Annotated in this window: 14 protein-coding genes; 5 read left to right on the forward strand and 9 right to left on the reverse strand. The window is 69.2% G+C overall.

What is annotated here, in order from left to right; all coding sequences use genetic code 11:
* Positions 1 to 23: 23 nt before the first annotated feature.
* From G6N64_RS20985 to G6N64_RS20995, 3 genes are all read right to left on the reverse strand, one after another.
* The gene (locus G6N64_RS20985) at positions 24 to 1046 is read right to left on the reverse strand and encodes an LLM class flavin-dependent oxidoreductase (RefSeq protein ID WP_163799418.1); all 1023 of its coding nucleotides are present in this window, start codon (positions 1044 to 1046) and stop codon (positions 24 to 26) included.
* Positions 1047 to 1167: 121 nt separating this feature from the next.
* Complete coding sequence (gene lon / locus G6N64_RS20990; protein ID WP_163799420.1) at positions 1168 to 3489, reverse strand: endopeptidase La; 2322 nt, start codon at positions 3487 to 3489, stop codon at positions 1168 to 1170.
* A 60-nt stretch (positions 3490 to 3549) separates the two neighbouring features.
* On the reverse strand, positions 3550 to 4179 hold the full coding sequence (locus G6N64_RS20995; RefSeq protein ID WP_163799422.1) for a VC0807 family protein: 630 nt from the start codon (positions 4177 to 4179) through the stop codon (positions 3550 to 3552).
* 76 nt (positions 4180 to 4255) lie between these two features.
* On the opposite strand from G6N64_RS20995, the gene G6N64_RS21000 reads away from it, so the two are divergent.
* Complete coding sequence (locus tag G6N64_RS21000; RefSeq protein ID WP_163799424.1) at positions 4256 to 5014, forward strand: SDR family oxidoreductase; 759 nt, start codon at positions 4256 to 4258, stop codon at positions 5012 to 5014.
* A 66-nt stretch (positions 5015 to 5080) separates the two neighbouring features.
* Here the strand turns inward: G6N64_RS21000 and G6N64_RS21005 are convergent, their stop codons facing one another.
* Together G6N64_RS21005 and G6N64_RS21010 are read right to left on the reverse strand one after the other, a co-directional pair.
* Positions 5081 to 6076: an esterase family protein gene (locus G6N64_RS21005; protein ID WP_163799427.1), complete on the reverse strand. Its 996-nt coding sequence runs from the start codon at positions 6074 to 6076 to the stop codon at positions 5081 to 5083.
* Between the two features lie 179 nt (positions 6077 to 6255).
* Positions 6256 to 7278, reverse strand: coding sequence for a substrate-binding domain-containing protein (locus G6N64_RS21010; protein ID WP_163799430.1), 1023 nt, complete (start codon positions 7276 to 7278; stop codon positions 6256 to 6258).
* A gap of 108 nt (positions 7279 to 7386) precedes the next feature.
* Here G6N64_RS21010 and G6N64_RS21015 point away from each other — a divergent pair, with 108 nt between their 5' ends.
* Genes G6N64_RS21015 through G6N64_RS21025 form a run of 3 tightly spaced genes read left to right on the forward strand, consistent with a single transcriptional unit; the run spans position 7387 to position 10191 of the window.
* Positions 7387 to 7596, forward strand: a complete 210-nt coding sequence (locus G6N64_RS21015) for a hypothetical protein (protein WP_163799431.1) — start codon at positions 7387 to 7389, stop codon at positions 7594 to 7596.
* 1 nt (position 7597) lies between these two features.
* Positions 7598 to 9088: a sodium:solute symporter family protein gene (locus tag G6N64_RS21020; RefSeq protein WP_163799435.1), complete on the forward strand. Its 1491-nt coding sequence runs from the start codon at positions 7598 to 7600 to the stop codon at positions 9086 to 9088.
* A complete protein-coding gene (locus G6N64_RS21025; protein ID WP_163799437.1) occupies positions 9085 to 10191 on the forward strand; it encodes a histone deacetylase-like amidohydrolase in 1107 nt (368 codons plus the stop codon). Before G6N64_RS21020 ends, G6N64_RS21025 begins: the two co-directional genes overlap by 4 nt.
* 15 nt (positions 10192 to 10206) lie before the next feature.
* Here G6N64_RS21025 and G6N64_RS21030 read toward each other — a convergent pair whose 3' ends face one another.
* Both G6N64_RS21030 and G6N64_RS21035 read right to left on the reverse strand, forming a co-directional pair.
* Positions 10207 to 11607, reverse strand: a complete 1401-nt coding sequence (locus G6N64_RS21030) for a mechanosensitive ion channel family protein (RefSeq protein ID WP_163799440.1) — start codon at positions 11605 to 11607, stop codon at positions 10207 to 10209.
* A complete protein-coding gene (locus tag G6N64_RS21035; protein WP_409370769.1) occupies positions 11604 to 13775 on the reverse strand; it encodes an adenylate/guanylate cyclase domain-containing protein in 2172 nt (723 codons plus the stop codon). Before G6N64_RS21035 ends, G6N64_RS21030 begins: the two co-directional genes overlap by 4 nt.
* Positions 13776 to 13890: 115 nt before the next feature.
* Here G6N64_RS21035 and G6N64_RS21040 point away from each other — a divergent pair, with 115 nt between their 5' ends.
* Positions 13891 to 14331, forward strand: coding sequence for a DUF1810 domain-containing protein (locus tag G6N64_RS21040; protein ID WP_246230737.1), 441 nt, complete (start codon positions 13891 to 13893; stop codon positions 14329 to 14331).
* Here the strand turns inward: G6N64_RS21040 and G6N64_RS21045 are convergent.
* The gene (locus tag G6N64_RS21045) at positions 14328 to 15662 is read right to left on the reverse strand and encodes an alpha-amylase family protein (RefSeq protein WP_163799445.1); all 1335 of its coding nucleotides are present in this window, start codon (positions 15660 to 15662) and stop codon (positions 14328 to 14330) included. The two genes, G6N64_RS21040 and G6N64_RS21045, sit on opposite strands and share 4 nt — an antisense overlap.
* Positions 15659 to 16138 carry a nucleoside deaminase gene (locus tag G6N64_RS21050; protein WP_163799447.1) on the reverse strand — a complete coding sequence of 160 codons (480 nt, stop codon included), beginning with the start codon at positions 16136 to 16138 and terminating at the stop codon, positions 15659 to 15661. The genes G6N64_RS21045 and G6N64_RS21050 overlap by 4 nt, the downstream gene beginning before the upstream one ends.
* Between the last annotated feature and the right edge of the window lie 51 nt (positions 16139 to 16189).

Here is a 16189-nt window from a genome sequence, read left to right on the forward strand (position 1 = left end):
CCATACCCGTTCGGCGGCGTTTCTCACCCGGCGGGTTGCCAGCCCAGTCGCGGGCCGAGGTGCTGGGCGAGGTCGTCGATGATCTGGGTGTAGTCGTCGGGCCCGAACGAGAACGGCAGGGCGAAGGCCACCTCGTCGGCGCGCTGGAAGCCCGCGTGGTCGAAGAGCCGGTCGGCGAGTTCGTCGGACGTGCCCACGTAGTCGGGGGAGAACAGCATGCCGCGGGGACCCTGCGGCGCCGTGGTGCGCTCGAAGCGGCTCGCGGCGTACTCGCGGTAGCGCCGGATCTGGTCGTCGGTCGCCGAGTCGGTGGGGATCACAACCAGGCCCTGCGACACCCGTGCCCGATCCGGACGTGGGTGGTGGGCGCGGAACGCGTCGATCTGCTCGCCCTGGATGGTGGCGAAGTCCCGGGACTGGCTGCCCTCGGTGCTGACCACCGAACTGGTGAGGTAGTTGATGCCCTGCTCGCCCGCCCACTTCGCGGACTCGAGGCCACCGCCGTACCAGACGCGGTCGGCAAGACCGGGGGAGTGCGGCTGAACGTGGTCGGTGAACTGTTCGATGCCGACCGTGCCGGAGAAGTCGCTGACCGGCTCGCCGCGCAGGCAGCGCAGCAGGCGCAGCACCCGTTCCTTCGAGAAGTCCTGCACGTCATGGGATTCCGGGTACAGGGCGGTCTTGTAGTGGTCGTACATCATGGGCGTGCCCACCGAAACGCCGGGGTTGACGCGTCCGCCGGACATGACGTCGACGGTGGCGAGGTCCTCGGCGAGGCGAAACGGGTTCTCCAGGCCGAGCGGGATCACCGCGGTGCCCAGTTCGATGCGGCTGGTGCGCTGGCTCGCCGCGGCCATGATCGCTACCGGTGACGAGATGCCCGGCTGCAGGTGCCGGTCACGCAGCCAGACGCTGTCGAAGCCGAGTTCCTCGGCGCGCACGATGGTCTGAAGCGTCTCCTCGATCCCCGGTCTCGGGTCGGCGGCGTCGAACCGGCCGATCGTCAGGAAGCCGAGCTTGCGCAACGGTTCTCCGCGTCGTGGCATGGAACTGGTCACCCTTCCTCGGTGAACAGTCCACTTCGTGGCTCCAGCGAAGTTCCCTCAATCTGGCGGATTGAGGGAACTTCACTGGAGCCGCTTGCGGACTGTTCGCGGTATTCGGTTGTCAGGCAGCGACGGTCGCGGCCTCGGCCACCGGCTCCAGAGCCAGCGCGACGATCTCCGCCACGTCGGTCATCGGGCGGACGTCCACCGCGGCGAGCACCTCGGCGGGCACCTCGTCCAGGTCGGGCTCGTTGCGCTGCGGTATGAAGACGGTCTTCAACCCGGCCCGTTGCGCCGCCAGCAGCTTCTGCTTGACGCCGCCGATCGGCAGCACCCGGCCGTTGAGCGTGACCTCACCGGTCATGCCGACGTCACCGCGCACCTTGCGGCCCGTTGCCATCGACACCAGCGCCGTCACCATCGTGACACCCGCGGACGGGCCGTCCTTGGGCACCGCGCCGGCGGGGAAGTGCACGTGGATCTGGCGATCCAGCGCCGTCGGGTCCACGCCCAACTGCTCGGCGTGCGCACGGACGTAGGACAGCGCGATCTGCGCCGACTCCTTCATCACGTCACCCAGTTGCCCGGTCAGCTGCAGTCCGGCGTCGCCCTCGTTCGAGTTCGCCTCGATGAAGAGCACGTCGCCACCGAGACCCGTGACGGCCAGACCGGTCGCCACACCCGGCACCGCGGTGCGCTCGTCGGACTCCGGGGTGAACCTCGGACGACCCAGGTACGCAACCAGATCCGACTCGTCGATGACCAACGACTCGCCACCCTCGGCCAGCTTGGTGGTGGCCTTGCGCAACGCCTTGGCCAGCAGCCGCTCGAACTGCCGCACACCCGGCTCGCGGGTGTAGTTGGCCGCGATCTCGTGCAGTGCAGCGTCGGTCACGGTCACCTCGTCGGACGTCAACGCAGCGCGTTCGGTCTGCCGGGGCAGCAGGTAGTCCCGAGCGATGGCCACCTTGTCGTCCTCGGTGTAGCCGTCGATCTGCACCAGCTCCATGCGGTCCAGCAGCGCCTGCGGGATGTTCTCGATGACGTTGGCCGTCGCCAGGAACACCACGTCGGACAGGTCCAGATCGAGGTCCAGGTAGTGGTCGCGGAACGTGTGGTTCTGCGCCGGGTCCAGGACCTCCAGCAGCGCCGCGCTCGGATCACCTCGGTAGTCCGACCCGACCTTGTCGATCTCGTCGAGCAGCACGACGGGGTTCATCGAGCCGGCCTCGCCGATCGCACGGACCAGCCGGCCCGGCAGCGCGCCGACGTAGGTCCGCCGGTGGCCACGGATCTCGGCCTCGTCACGCACGCCGCCCAGGGCGACGCGCACGAACTTGCGGCCCAGTGCGCGGGCGACGGATTCGCCCAGCGAGGTCTTGCCCACGCCGGGAGGGCCTGCCAGCACCATGACGGCACCGGAACCACGCCCACCGACGACGGCCATGCCGCGCTGGGCGCGACGCGCCCGCACCGCGAGGTACTCGACGATGCGGTCCTTCACGTCGTCCAGCCCGTGGTGGTCGGCGTCGAGGATCTCGCGGGCTCCCGCGAGATCCGTCGAGTCGTCCGTGCGCACGTTCCACGGCAGGTCCAGGACGGTGTCGAGCCACGTGCGGATCCAGCCGCCCTCGGGGCTCTGGTCACTGGAGCGTTCCAGCTTGCCGACTTCCCGGAGCGCCGCCTCGCGCACCTTCTCCGGTAGGTCGGCGGCCTCGACGCGGGCCCGGTAGTCGTCGGACCCCTCGGGCTCGCCCTCGCCGAGTTCCTTGCGGATGGCGGCCAGCTGCTGACGGAGCAGGAACTCCTTCTGCTGCTTGTCCATTCCGGCGCGGACGTCCTCGGCGATCTTGTCGTTCACCTCGGTCTCCGCCAGGTGCTCGCCGGTCCACTCGACCAGGACGCGCAGCCGTTCAGCGACGTCCTCGGTCTCGAGGAGCTGGCGCTTCTGCACGTCGGTCAGGTAGGCGGCGTAGCCGGCCGTGTCGGCCAGCGCGGACGGGTCACTGATCTTGTTGACCACGTCCACGATCTGCCATGCCTCGCGGCGCTGCAGCATCGCCAGGAGCAGCTTCTTGTACTCGGCGGCGAGCGCCTTCACGGTGTCGTCGACCGGGGCGTTCTCGACCTCGGTCACCTCGACCCACAGGGCGGCACCGGGTCCGGTCGTCCCCGACCCGATGTGTGCGCGCACCTCACCGCGGACGACGGCGGCCGCACCGCCACCGGGGACCCGCCCGACCTGGACGATCGAGGCGAGGACACCGTAGGTGGGGTAGCGGTCGTCGAGACGCGGTGCGATGAGCAGCTTTCCGGACTCGCTTGCCTGCGCGGCGTCGACTGCGGCGCGGGCGGCGTCGTCGAGTTCGACGGGCACCACCATTCCGGGCAGCACGATCGGCTCGCTGACGAAGAGCACCGGCACTGAGATAGCTTCAGCCATCAATCCTCCAAAGTTGAACCTGATGCGCTCAACCTTCGGGGAAGCCGGATTGTTCCCGGCCTACGCGGTCGCTGCCGCCGGTGTCGCACTGCGGCGGCCGACGACGATGGTCGCGAGGACGAGCGCGCCGATGACCGGCAGCGTGACCGCCGAGTTCACCGCGTTGGCGGCGTCCACGGAGAGATGGGCGATGACGACGAGACGAACGGCCACCTCGACGAGGAGGCCGACGCCCCACATCGCCGAGAGCCCGACGTGGACGCGGTGGGTGCGGGCGGCCTCGTTGGCGGTAGGAGGCTGGTCCGCGGGATCCCGGAAGCGCGCGCCCACGACCTGGGTCAGCGGAGTGCCGACCACGCAACTGCCGAGGAAGACGAGGCCGCCGAGGCCATTGACCAGGGTGTTGCCCACCAGGATCGAGGTCGGATCGGAGGTGGCCAACCCCACGGCCAGCGAGAGTCCGAAAGTGCACAGCAGATATATGGCGAAGGGATCGAGCCGCCGCGTCGCCACGACGCCGTACGCCACGCGCACCCCGGACACGACGGTGGCCTTCATCAGCGCGACGTACTCGGACGCCCCCGCCGCGCGCAGACCGTAGTAGGCGACCAGCGGAGGCGCCACGTCGAGCAGCACCGTGTGGACGACGGGCGACAGCGACCTGCGGGGCTTCCGGTCCGGTTCGATCACCCCTCCGACGGTATGGCCGGGGTCTGTGGTTTCGCTGTCAGGGAATACTCAGTGGGTCGCCTGTGTCGTAGGCCACATGACCGACGACGCAACGACATCCGGCATCACCGGCAAGGTGGTGGCGATCACTGGCGCCAGCAGCGGCATCGGCGAGGCGACCGCACGCCTGCTGGCCGACCGGGGCGCACGCCTCGTCATAGGCGCCCGCCGTACCGACCGGCTCGACGGGATCGCCGCCGACCTCCGCCGCCGGGGGGCGGAGGTCGTGACGGTGGCTACCGACGTCACCCGCCGGGCGGACCTCGACGGCCTGGTCGCTCGTGCCGTCGAGGAGTTCGGCCGCCTCGACGTCCTGGTGAGCAATGCCGGGATCAGCAAGATCGGACCACTCGGCGACGGCGACGTCGACGGATGGTCGGCGATGATCGACGTCAACGTCCGCGGCGTGCTGTACGGGATCAGCGCCGCGTCACCGGTGTTCCGACGGCAGGGCTCCGGTCACTTCGTGACCACGGTGTCGACGGCGGGTCTGAAGATCGTGCCGGACATGGGTGTCTACGCGGCGACCAAGAACGCGGTCCGCACCGTGATGGAGGCGCTGCGGCAGGAGTCCACCGACGGCGTCGTCAGGACCACCTCGGTCTCACCGGGGTTCGTGCGCACCGAACTCGACGGCTCGATCGACGACCCGGATTTGCGGAGCCAAATCCGTTCCAGCATGGACGACTTCGGGTTGCCCCCCGAGGCGGTCGCACGGGTGATCGCCTTCGCCATCGAACAGCCCGACGACGTCGAGATCGGCGACGTCACCATCCGGCCGACGGTGCAGGGCTGAGGTAGGCGCACCGAAGGGAGCCTGCCGCTGGGGGATGCGGCAGGCTCCCTGGTCGTGCTGGTGCGCCTAGGCGACGGCCTGCGCTCCGAGCACTCGTTGGATGTCGGGCTTCATCATCTGCAGCTGCTGACCCCAGTAGCCCCAGCTGTGCGTCCCGGCCGGCGGGAAATTGAACACGCCGTTGGTGCCACCCGCTGCGACGTAGTTGTCGCGGAAGCTGAGGTTGGTGCGCAGCGTGAACCCCTCGAGGAACTGCGCGGCCATCAGGTTGCCGCCGTCACCGGCACCGTCGAGATCCGACGGCGTACCGGTACCGCAGTAGATCCACACGCGAGTGTTGTTGGCGACCAACTGACCGACGTTGACCATGGGGTCGTTGCGCTTCCACGCCGGGTCACTCGACGGTCCCCACATGCTCTCGGCGTTGTACCCGCCGGCATCGTTCATCGCCAGACCGATCAGCATGGGCCACCAACCCTCGGAGGGGTTGAGGAAGCCCGACAGCGACGCGGCGTAGATGAACTTCTGCGGGTAGTAGATGGAGTACGTCAGCGCGGTGCCGCCGGCCATGGACAGGCCGACCACGGCGTTGCCGTTCTGCGACACGCCCTTGCTGCTCTCGAGGTAGGCGGGCAGCTCCTGGGTCAGGAACGTCTCCCACTTGTAGGTGTAGTCCTGCCCGTTGCCCTCGGACGGGCGGTACCAGTCGGTGTAGAAACTGGACTGGCCGCCGACGGGCATCACCGTCGACAGACCGGAGTCGTAGTACCACTCGAAGGCGGCGGTGTTGATGTCCCAGCCGTTGTAGTCGTCCTGTGCGCGCAGACCGTCCAGCAGGTAGACCGCATGCGGGCCGCCACCCTGGAACTGCACCTTGATGTTTCGGTTCATCGAGGGGGAGAACACCTCGAGGTACTCGACGGGGAGGCCCGGTCGCGAGAACGCCCCAGCGGTTGCCGACCCTCCCGCCAGACCGATCAGCGCGGGCAGCGCGGCGACGGTGACGGCGAGAACCGCCATCCGACGCACCCACGCCCCACGAATCCTTCCGATGACCTTCATGACGGCCGACCTGCCTTCCCATGTCCTTCGAGCGATCTCCATCGCTCATCACGGACGAGTGAATCACGTCGATGTGATTCGACCCCCGACTCAACGCCGTGCGACCACGTCGCGGTTGGCTAACGATCGGGACTCGCCGCCGTGACCGCACCCCGGGCGACGTGGTGTGCGGAAGAACCTCAGGCCTGCAACGACTCCCAGGACCGAGTGGTGGTCTCACCGGCGATCCGGACGCCGACGTCGGCGAACCGGTTCAGGTGGTCGTGCTGGTCACCGCCCAGCACCGCGGCCAGCAGAACGATCGACTCGCGGCCGAAGGTCCACGGCGCGAGATCGACCGCGGTGATGCGCGGGTTTCCCAGTTCCGTCGTCGGATCGCTACTCAACGACGCCAGGCCGAAGGCAGTTCCGGTGTGGACGCCCAGGGACTCGAGGATACCGATCGACCGTCCGGCGAAACCCTGTGGCGCGCATACCAGCGCGTCGACGTCGGACGGCCGAACCGCCGACCGAACCGCCGTGCTCAGCTCGTCGGCGGTCGCGTCCAGCGGACAGTCGAATGCCGACGGCGCGACCGAGTGGGCACCGCACCACTCCACGTAGGTCCGCCGTACGTCGTCGGCCCACGACGAGTAGAACCGCCGATCAGATCCGACGAAAGCCGGTCGTGCGTAGCCACTTTCCCACAGATGGTCGAGGACGAGGCGGGTGAGGTCGCCGTGCGGGGCCTCGATCACCGCTGACACGGCATCCGCCAACGCCTCGGGAGGACGGCCAGCCGTCACCATCGGGATGCCGGCATCGACGAGACGCTCGAGCATCGGATCGCCCGGCAGTGGATCGACGGCGATCACCCCGTCGACCTGGAAGTGCCGCGGCCCCACGTCGGCGTCGCGCGCGAACAGCACGAGATCCGCGTCGTGCTCGGCGGAACCGTGCGCCGCGCCGAACGCGAACTCCATGTAGAAGTTGAAGTTGCGGGCGATGGGCGGGATGTAGATCCCGAGCGCGCCGACGCTGCGACCACGCAGCTGACGGGCGGCGCGGTTGGTGACGTAGCCGAGTTCGCGGGCCGCGGCGGCCACCTTCGCGGCCGTCGCGGGGGAGACACGCCCGCCGCCGTGCAGCGCATCGGACACCGTCGTCTTCGACAGCCCGACGTGCTGGGCGATCTCCACGATCGTCACCCGTCGCGCCGACATCCGGTCATCGTAGCCAGCGCCCGGCCGGCGTCCCACGTCTTGACAAGGCCGCGGTGTGGCCTCAGTCTCAGTTGTGCCGGAACGTTCCGGCACGACAGGAGACGGCTGATGCCCGACGAGGCCCCACGTCCACCGACGCGGCGAAACGCGACCATCGTCGTCGCGCTCGCGATCCTGAACTTCGCCATCCTGCTGTTCCCTCCGCTGACGTGGTACCTCGGCCAGGGCGGGGTCTGGTTCTTCCTCGTCACCGGCGTCATCGGTGTCGTCTCACTGCTGGTGATGTACCGCGTCGACAGCTCGTCCGGGGAGGGCTGAGGTGGAGATCCTCATCGGATACGGCGGGGTCGTCGTCTTCCTGATCGTGCTGTTCGTCGTGCTTCAGCGCACCAAGGCGAGCGCCGACTTCAGCGAATACGCCACCGCCGGACGCTCGTTCGGCCCCATGTTCTCGGCGATGGCATTCGTCAACACGTGGCTGCCCGGCACCATCTTCATCGCGTTCGCCGGCTACGCCGCGAGCGCAGGCGCCATCGGGTTCTACTTCGTCGCCTACTCGATCCTCGCCGTGGTGCTCATGTTCCTGCTCGCCAAGCCGGTGCACGAATGGGGTCGCCGGTTCGACCTGCGCACCCAGGCCGACCTGTTGGGCCTGCGGTACGGCTCCACCCCGGTGCGCGTGGTCGCCGCGCTCATCGGAGTCATCGCGTCGTTCCCCTGGATCGTGCTCGGAATGCAGTCGCTGACGCTGGTCTTCGAATACCTGTCCTTCGGCGCGGTTCCCGCCGCGGGCGCGGCGCTGATTGGCATCGGCGTCCTCGTGGTGCGGCAGTGGTGGACCGTCCGACTCGGTGCTCGCGGCCTGGTGATCAGCGACTTCGTGCAGGGCATCGTCGCCTACCTGTTCGGTACCGTGCTGATCCTGGGGCTGCTGACGTGGTTGCTCACCAACGGGCACGGCTTCGGCGAGGTCGACCCGGCGTTCTTCACCCTGCCCGGCCCGGGCAGCGTCGACGGGCCGCTCTACCTCTTCTCGCTCATCGCCACCGGTGCGCTCGGAGGCTGGTGCTGGCCGGACATCTTCGTGCGGCTCTTCGCCTCCAACAGCACCCACACCATCAAGCGGGCTGCTGTGATGGCATCACCGCTGCTGCTGATCTTCGGCTCGTCGCTGTGTCTGCTGGCGGTGGCCGCATCGACGCTGCCCGGTGTCGCCGATGCGCCCGACCAGGTCTGGTTCATCACCGCCTCGGTGGGAGGGCCGGTCGTCCTGACCCTGGCCGGGCTGTGCGTGCTGGCGGCGACCATGGGCAACGTCGGCGCCAACCTGCAGGCCCTCGGCGCCCAGATCGCGAACGACGTCGTCGGGGTGGCCCGCGGCACCCGCGTCGAAGACCCGCGGTGGGGCAAGGTCTCCGTCGGGGTGCTGACGCTGCTGGCCGGCGCCGTCGCGGTGACCACCACCAACGTCCTCTCATCGGGAATGGTCGCGCTGGCGCAGGTGTCCTACCAGGGCATCGTGCAGTTGGCGCCGACGGTGTTCCTCGGGATCTTCTGGCGCAGAGGCACCGCCGCCGCCGCGTGCGCCGCGATGGTGTCGGGCTTCGCCACGGCCTGCGTGCTCCAGGTCCTGTACCCGATCGCCATCCCGGCACTGGGCGGCATGACCTCCGGGGTGGCGGCACTCGCCGTGAACGTCGTCGTCTACGTCGCCGTGTCCTACGCGGTCTCGCCGGGCGCCGACGAGACGCGCCGGGTCGACGAACTCTTCGATTCCCTGCAGATCACCGAGAGGGCGGAACCACGATGAGCGCACGACGACGGACCGGGTACGTCTGGCACGAGCGGTACGCCTGGCACGACACCGGCACCCACGTCGGCATCTTCCCCGCCGGTGGCTTCAACCAGCCGCACATGACGTTCGAGAGCGCAGAGTCGAAGTCGCGGATGGCCGGGCTGGTGGAGGTGTCCGGCATGGTCGACGAACTGGTCCGGGTGAGACCACGGATGGCCACCCGCGAGGACCTCCTGCGCGTGCACACCGCCGAGCACGTGGACCGCATCGAACGCGAGAGTGCCGATCGCGGCGGAGACGGGGGCGACGGCTTCACCCCGTTCGGTCGCGGTTCCTACGACATCGCCCGGTTGGCCGCCGGTGGCACCATCGCCGCCGCCGAAGCGGTGCTGACCGGAGACGTCGACAACGCCTACGCACTGGTGCGCCCACCGGGGCACCACGCCCGCCGCGAGATGGGCATGGGCTACTGCATCTTCTCCAACGTCTGTGTCGCCATCGAATACGTGCGCGCGCACCTCGGCGTACGGCGCGTCGCGATCGTCGACTACGACGTCCACCACGGCAACGGCGCGGAATCCATCTTCTGGGACGACCCGGACATCCTGACCGTCTCCCTGCACCAGGACCGACTCTTCCCGCAGGACACCGGTGCCGTCACCGACACCGCCGACGGCACGAACATCAACGTGCCGTTGCCCGCCGGCTCCGGCAACGGGGCCTACCTGGCCGCGATCGAACGCGTGGCCGTGCCCGCCGTCACCGCGTTCGCTCCCGAGATCGTGTTCGTGTCCAGCGGATTCGACCCCAGCCCCGTCGACCCGCTGGGGTGCATGACCGTCACCTCGGGCGGCTTCAAGGACATGGCGGCACGGCTGGTCGAGCTGGCCGAGAATGCCTGCGGCGGCAGGATCGTCTTCTCCCACGAGGGCGGCTATTCGCCGGTGCACGTACCGTTCTGCGGGCTGGCGGTACTCGAGGCGCTCACGGGACACGACACCGGCGTGGTGGATCCCTTCGGCCAGAGCTTCGACGCCTCACCCGCACACGAACTCCAGCCCTGGCAGGACGCCGTCATCGCCCAGGCCGCGCTGATCGCCGACGCGCTGCGGCTGTAGCCGCCGAAGCGGCCACTATTCGCCGGCGGCCGCCAGTGCCTTGCGGGCGTTGGCGCGACGCTCCTCGATGGTGCGGCCGATGTCCTGCAGCAGCAACGGATTTCGCGCCACCAGCTCCTCTATGCACTCCCGGTCGATGTGCACCATCGTCACCTCGCCGACGGCGCGTGCCGATGTCGACACCGTCTCGCGCGTCAACGCGGTCTGCCCGATGAAGTCGCCCTCGCCGAGCGTCCGGACCGGGATGACGGCCCCGTCGTCGGCGCTGACGAAGAGCCTCACCTGACCGTCGACGATGAACGACATCCTGGTCGGCAGTTCTCCCGCGAACTGCAGTGTCTCCTCGGCGGCGAAGCGCGCGAGCCGTGCGTGGCCCAGGACGTGCGACTCGTCGCCGGCGCTCAGCCGCAGCGTCGGCGCGATGACCCGCAGCGCCGACGTCAGCCGCTCACCGGTCGCGAAGTCGTCGTCCGCCTCGTCGAGGTGCAGGCCGGCGCGGCGCGCGGCGTACCACGTCCACCGGAGGAACATCGACCGTGCCGACGCGTCGTCGGCGGGGGACCGGACCGGGATCGTCGTGGTGTAGTTCGTCCCGCCGGTGGGGAGCGTGGACGGTTCGGAACCCGGACGCAGGTGGGGCAGCGTCGCCGCGACACGGGTCAGCAGGTCGCACACGTCGTCGGGCGGGTCGTTGAGCGCGAACACCGTCGAGATCGCGATGACGTGCGCCCCCGGCGGCCTGCTGAGGTTGGTGAACGACTCGCCGGCGAGCACCGAGTTCGGCGTGATCTGCAGACCCGACACCGTCTCGATGTGCGTTGCGCGCCAGTTGACCTCGACCACCCGGCCGCGCGCCGACGGAGTGTCCACCCAGTCGCCGAGGCGGAACGGCTGCTCGAACAGCAGCAGCAGGCCGGAGATGATCTGTCCCACCGAGTTCTGCAGCGCGAGGCCGAGGACGATCGACGAGATGCCCAGCGCCGTGAACAGTCCGCCGACGTTGGCGCCCCAGATGTAGGCGAAGATCAGCGCGACGCCGATGGCGATCAGTGCGAAGCGCGCCACGTCGAGGAAGATCGACGGAATCCGCTTGCGCCACGTGCCTTCCGGCGCGCCCTGGAACAGGGTGGCGTTCAACCCCGACAGCAGCAGGACGAGGACGACGAACCCGAACACCGTCGCCACGATCCGGACCGGTGTGGTCTCGCCGGACACCTGGATGCCCTGCACCAGCAGCAGGAGCAGTGCGCCGAGCGGCAGGATGTAGACCCGCAGCAGGTAGACGGGACGGACCAGGAAGCTGTTGCGCCGCCGCAGCGCGTTCTGGGCCTCGGTCAGGACGATCAGCAGGATCGGGAATCCGATGGCGACCCCGACGGCCCAGTAGAACCAGGGCGAGTCCAGTAGGCCCGTCACTGCTGGCGCTCCACCAGCCGCCAGATCGTCTCGGCGTCGTCGTCGGTGCCCACCTCGCCCGCCTCGGTGAACCTGCGCGTGTCCCGCATGGCGTCGAACACCCGGGAGGTGACGTAGACGCCGGGCTGGGCCGATCCGCTCTGCACGCGGTAGGCGACGTTCACCGCGGCGCCCCACATGTCGTAGGCCAGGCTGGTCCGGCCCACCAGTCCGCTGCTGACGGTACCGGTGTCGATGCCGGCCCGTAGGCGCAGATCGTGTCCCGACTCGGTGGCGAAGCGGTCCACGATGTGTTGCATCTCGACGGCGAAGTCGACGGTGCGCCGGACGTTGTCCAGTCGGGGGACGCTCAACCCGCAGCTCGCCAGGTAGCCGTTGCGCAGGGTGCGGACGCGCTCGACGCCCAGATTCTCTGCGGCGGCATCGAACTGCCGCATCAACTTGTTGACGATCGCGAGCGCCGCGTCGGACGACATGTCGGTCGAGAGTTCGTCGAGTCCGACGATGTCGGCGAAGATCACCGTCACGTCCTGGTGGTCCTGGGCGATGATCTCCTCGCCCTCGCGGTAGCGCGCCACCACGGGTTCGGGCATGAGGGACAGCAGCAGTCGGTCGTTCTCGCGCCGCTGTTCCTCGAGCAGGTCCTCCTTGATGGCGAGGTTGCGGCTCATCTCGTTGAACGCGACGGTGAGGTCGCCGAACTCGTCGCGGGTGCGCACGGGCAGCGAGACGGTGTAGTCACCGCCGCTGATCTGCTGGGCTCCGGCCTCGAGCCGCCGGATCGGCCGAACGAACAACCGGGCGAGCAGCATCGCCGCGACGCAGACCGCGAAGATGATGCCGGCCGTGGACAGCACGAGCGTGCGGGTGAACGCCGAGACCGGCGCGAACGCCTCGTCGGTGTCGATGCTGGCCAGGATCGACCAGTTCAGCCCCGGCAGGTCGACCGGGGCGTACGCCTGCAGCGTCTCGTGGCCGAGATAGTCGAGCGCGATCAGCGATCCGGTCTGCCCGCGCTGCGCCTCCCGCGTCGCCTCCGTCGCAACGGGCTGGACGAGTGTGGTGCCGCCCTCACGGATCGAGTCCTCCGCCACCTCGGGCGGCGTCCCCGCGTCGACCACGTCGCGCTTGAACGCCTCGGGGTCCTCGAGGAACAGCCGCGAGTCCGAACGCATCAGGTTGTCCGGACCGACGAGGAACGTCTCACCCGTCGCACCCATGCCGGCCTGTTCCCACTGCTTGTCGGCGGTCATCAGGTTGTTGATCTTGGACACCGGGAACTGCAGCGCCAGAACGCCTTCGGCGCGCCCCTCCGGCCCGACAGGGGAGACCAGCCACGCCGTGGGTTCGTCGGCCGGTTCGTAGTCGCTGAAGTCCGTGACGCCCACGTACCCGAGGGCGTTGGTGTCGAGCGCCTTCTGGTACGCCTCGTCGAGGTTGCTGCCCTTGAATGGCCCGGTCAGGATGTTCGTGCCGAGGTCGACTCCCCGGTAGGCGCTGTAGACGACGTTGCCGCGGGTGTCGAGGAGCAGGGCGTCCTCGTAGCTGAAGCGCTCGACGATCTGCCGGAAGAAGTCGTTGTAGCGGGCGTTGGCCGCCGACCAGGCGCTGCCGTCGCCGGCGTCGGCGAACGCGATCGCCTTCGTCCAGTCGGTGAACGGGGCCGTGTAGTTGGCCTGCAGGTAGCGCTGGGCGTTCGACGTGGGCAGCACGGAGGCCACGTCCACCCGCATGCCCGTCTGCGCGTACTCGTCACGCGCGAACCTGTTGGTGTAGTAGTCGACGAGGGCCTGCTGCTGTGCCGGTGCGATCGTCGCTCCCGCCAGCTGGTCGAAGCCCGCAGTGAATGCCTCGAGCGCCTGCGTCGCGGTCGCGCCGCGGGAGTAGACGACCAGGGAGTTCTTCAGGTCGTCGAACTGGGCCGCCAGCTGCCGGGACTGCGACGCGCGGATCTCCGTGAGCCGATCGAAGACCGAGGCCCGCAACGACGACTGCCCGGACTGGTAGCCGATGGCGCCGACGACGGCCGCCGACAGGACGCTGGTCATCAGCAGCATGATCAGGAGCTTGGACTGGATGCTGATCCGGGAGGCGACGCGACGGGGGAGTCGCCGCTGCCGCGGCGCGGGCCGCGGGTCGTCCGCGGGCTCCGGCTCGGTGCTGGTCACGGTCTTTGCAGTGTCGTGGTCATGGAAGTGCGAACGATATCCCGCGGACGACGACGGCGGCAGTGCTGTAGGTGAATCGTTGCCATCACGCCACCTGCGGTGCGACCGTGTTCACGTGACCCCGGACGATCCCCACGACCTCCACCGCTTCGTCGCCGCCCAGGAAGGTTCCTACGACGAGGTGCTCGCCGAACTGCGCCGCGGGCGCAAGCGCAGTCACTGGATGTGGTTCACGTTCCCGCAGGTTCGCGGACTCGGCAGCAGCCCGACGGCCGTGCACTACGGCATCGCGTCGCGCGCGGAGGCGACGGCCTACGTCGCCCATCCGGTGCTGGGCGCTCGGCTGCTGGAGTGTGCCGGTCTGGTCGACGCGATCCGCGATGCCTCGGCACGCGAGGTGTTCGGCACCCCCGACGACCTCAAGCTCAAGTCGTCGATGACGTTGTTCGCCTTGGCCACCGGTGACGATCCCGCGTTCGTCGCGGTGCTCGACCGGTTCTACGCCGGGGATCGCGACGAACGGACCGTGCGCATCTGGGAGGCGTTCCCGGACTAGTCCGCGGGTTCGACGATCGCCCAGCCGTGCGGTGCGACGGTGGTCTCGGACACGACGTCGTCGGCCGGCGCTCCGGAACCCGCGACGATGCGCCCGTTGCGGCCGCCGTGCTCGGCAGGTGCCACCCGCATGGGTTCCTCGCCGACGTTGAGGGCGACGTAGAGGGCGTGGTCGCCGTCGCCGACCCGGTACAGGTACTGCTCGTTGGTCAGCGTCAGCGCGGTGGTGCGCGCGGCGTGGAGCCAGGGATGACGCCGCCGCAGGCCGATCAGGTGCTGGTGGGTGCGGCGCACGTCGTCGCCGAGGTTCGTCTCCGGCGGCACCGGGTCGAACTCGGGGCGGACGGCGTCGTCCCCGCCGAAGCGGTCCTCCTTCACGCCGCGGTAGCCCCACTCGTCGCCCGCGTACACGCTCGGGGTGCCGCCGATCGTGAACAGCAGCGCGAGTGCGTGCTCGACGTGGCGCGGGTCGTCCAGCTTGCTCGCGATGCGCGTCACGTCGTGATTGCCGACGAACGTCATCGGCACGAACGTCTCGAGGAACTCGTCGTGCCGCCGCAGGGCGTGGTCCAGCTCGTGGAAGTTCCCGTCGTTGAGGCTGCTCCACACCGCCTTCCACAACTCGTACTGCGTCACCGAGTCGAAGGTCGCGGCGTCGACCATCGCCGCATAGTCGCCGTGGATGACCTCGCCGACGAACCAGGCGTCGGGATGCGCCTGCCGCACCCGGGGGAGCACCGCCGCCCAGAACCGGTCCGGCACCGCGTAGGCGGCGTCGAGCCGCCAGCCGTCGGCCCCGCGGTCCAACCAGTGCGACATGACGTCCACCACGTAGTCGACGACCTCGGGACTGTCGTGGTTGAGGGCGATGAGGCCGTCGTGGCCCTCGAACGTCTCGAAGCGAGACTGCTTGCCGCGCAGGCGGAACCACGACGACGAGGGATGGTCGGGCCCGCCGTCGACCGCCTCGCGGTACTTCGCGAAGTCGGTGCCGACGTGATTGAACACCCCGTCGAGCAGGACGCGCAGCCCGCGTCCGCGCGCCTCGGCCACCAGCCGGTCGAAGTCGGCGTCCTCACCGAGGCGGGGGTCGATGCGGAGGTGGTCGGTGGTGTCGTAGCCGTGGGTACGTGACGCGAACACCGGCCCGAGCGCGATGCCGGACGCGCCGAGAGCCACGGGGTGGTCGAGCCAGTCGGTCACCCGGTTCAGCCGATGCTCGTCGGCGGTCGGTGCGGGCTCGGCGGGGAAGGCGCCGACGAAGCCCAGCGGATAGACCTGCCACCAGATGGCGTGGGCGACCCAGTCGGGTTCGTGCGAAGACGGACTCATGGCTTGAACTTCTCCTCGTAGAGCGCCTTCATCTCCGCCTCGAGTTCGGGCGCGGGTCCGTCGACCGGAACCTTGGGGGCGACGGCGGTGATCGGCAGCGGCAGCACCGGCGCCGGGGTGGTGCCCCATTCGGTCTGCCACGCGATCAGCTGCTCCGAGGACGCCGCGTAGGCCACCCTGCCGAGCCCCACCCAGGCGTGCGCCGCGGCACACATCGGGCAGTGCTCCCCGGAGGTGTAGACGGTGGCCCGGACCCGTTGCACCGGAGCGAGATTCGTCGCCGCCCACCGCGCGATCGCGAACTCGGGGTGCCGCGTGGCGTCGCCTTCGGAGGTGCGGTTGCGGTCCTCGAAGCGCACGGCGCCGTCGGCATCCACCAGCAGCGATCCGAACGGCTCGTCGCCGTCGGTCAGTGCTTCGCGTGCCAGTTCCACGCAGCGGCGCAGGTGTTGGAGATCGTCGGCGGTGATCGACACCAGCGCGAGTTTACGCAGGCGGGTGGTCGGGTCGACGCGGCGATGCCCTGC

Origin of the sequence: Mycolicibacterium sediminis, assembly GCF_010731735.1 — a bacterium.
In the GTDB taxonomy this organism is placed as follows: Bacteria; Actinomycetota; Actinomycetes; order Mycobacteriales; family Mycobacteriaceae; genus Mycobacterium; species Mycobacterium sediminis.

What these genes read in the sequence shown, in the direction of transcription:
- G6N64_RS21025 (WP_163799437.1), top strand. Translation starts at nt 9,085, where the DNA reads ATGAGCGCACGACGACGGACCGGGTACGTCTGGCACGAGCGGTACGCC.
- G6N64_RS21010 (WP_163799430.1), bottom strand. Translation starts at nt 7,278, where the DNA reads ATGTCGGCGCGACGGGTGACGATCGTGGAGATCGCCCAGCACGTCGGG.
- G6N64_RS21045 (WP_163799445.1), bottom strand. Translation starts at nt 15,662, where the DNA reads ATGAGTCCGTCTTCGCACGAACCCGACTGGGTCGCCCACGCCATCTGG.
- G6N64_RS20985 (WP_163799418.1), bottom strand. Translation starts at nt 1,046, where the DNA reads ATGCCACGACGCGGAGAACCGTTGCGCAAGCTCGGCTTCCTGACGATC.
- G6N64_RS21015 (WP_163799431.1), top strand. Translation starts at nt 7,387, where the DNA reads ATGCCCGACGAGGCCCCACGTCCACCGACGCGGCGAAACGCGACCATC.
- G6N64_RS21005 (WP_163799427.1), bottom strand. Translation starts at nt 6,076, where the DNA reads ATGAAGGTCATCGGAAGGATTCGTGGGGCGTGGGTGCGTCGGATGGCG.
- lon (WP_163799420.1), bottom strand. Translation starts at nt 3,489, where the DNA reads ATGGCTGAAGCTATCTCAGTGCCGGTGCTCTTCGTCAGCGAGCCGATC.
- G6N64_RS21000 (WP_163799424.1), top strand. Translation starts at nt 4,256, where the DNA reads ATGACCGACGACGCAACGACATCCGGCATCACCGGCAAGGTGGTGGCG.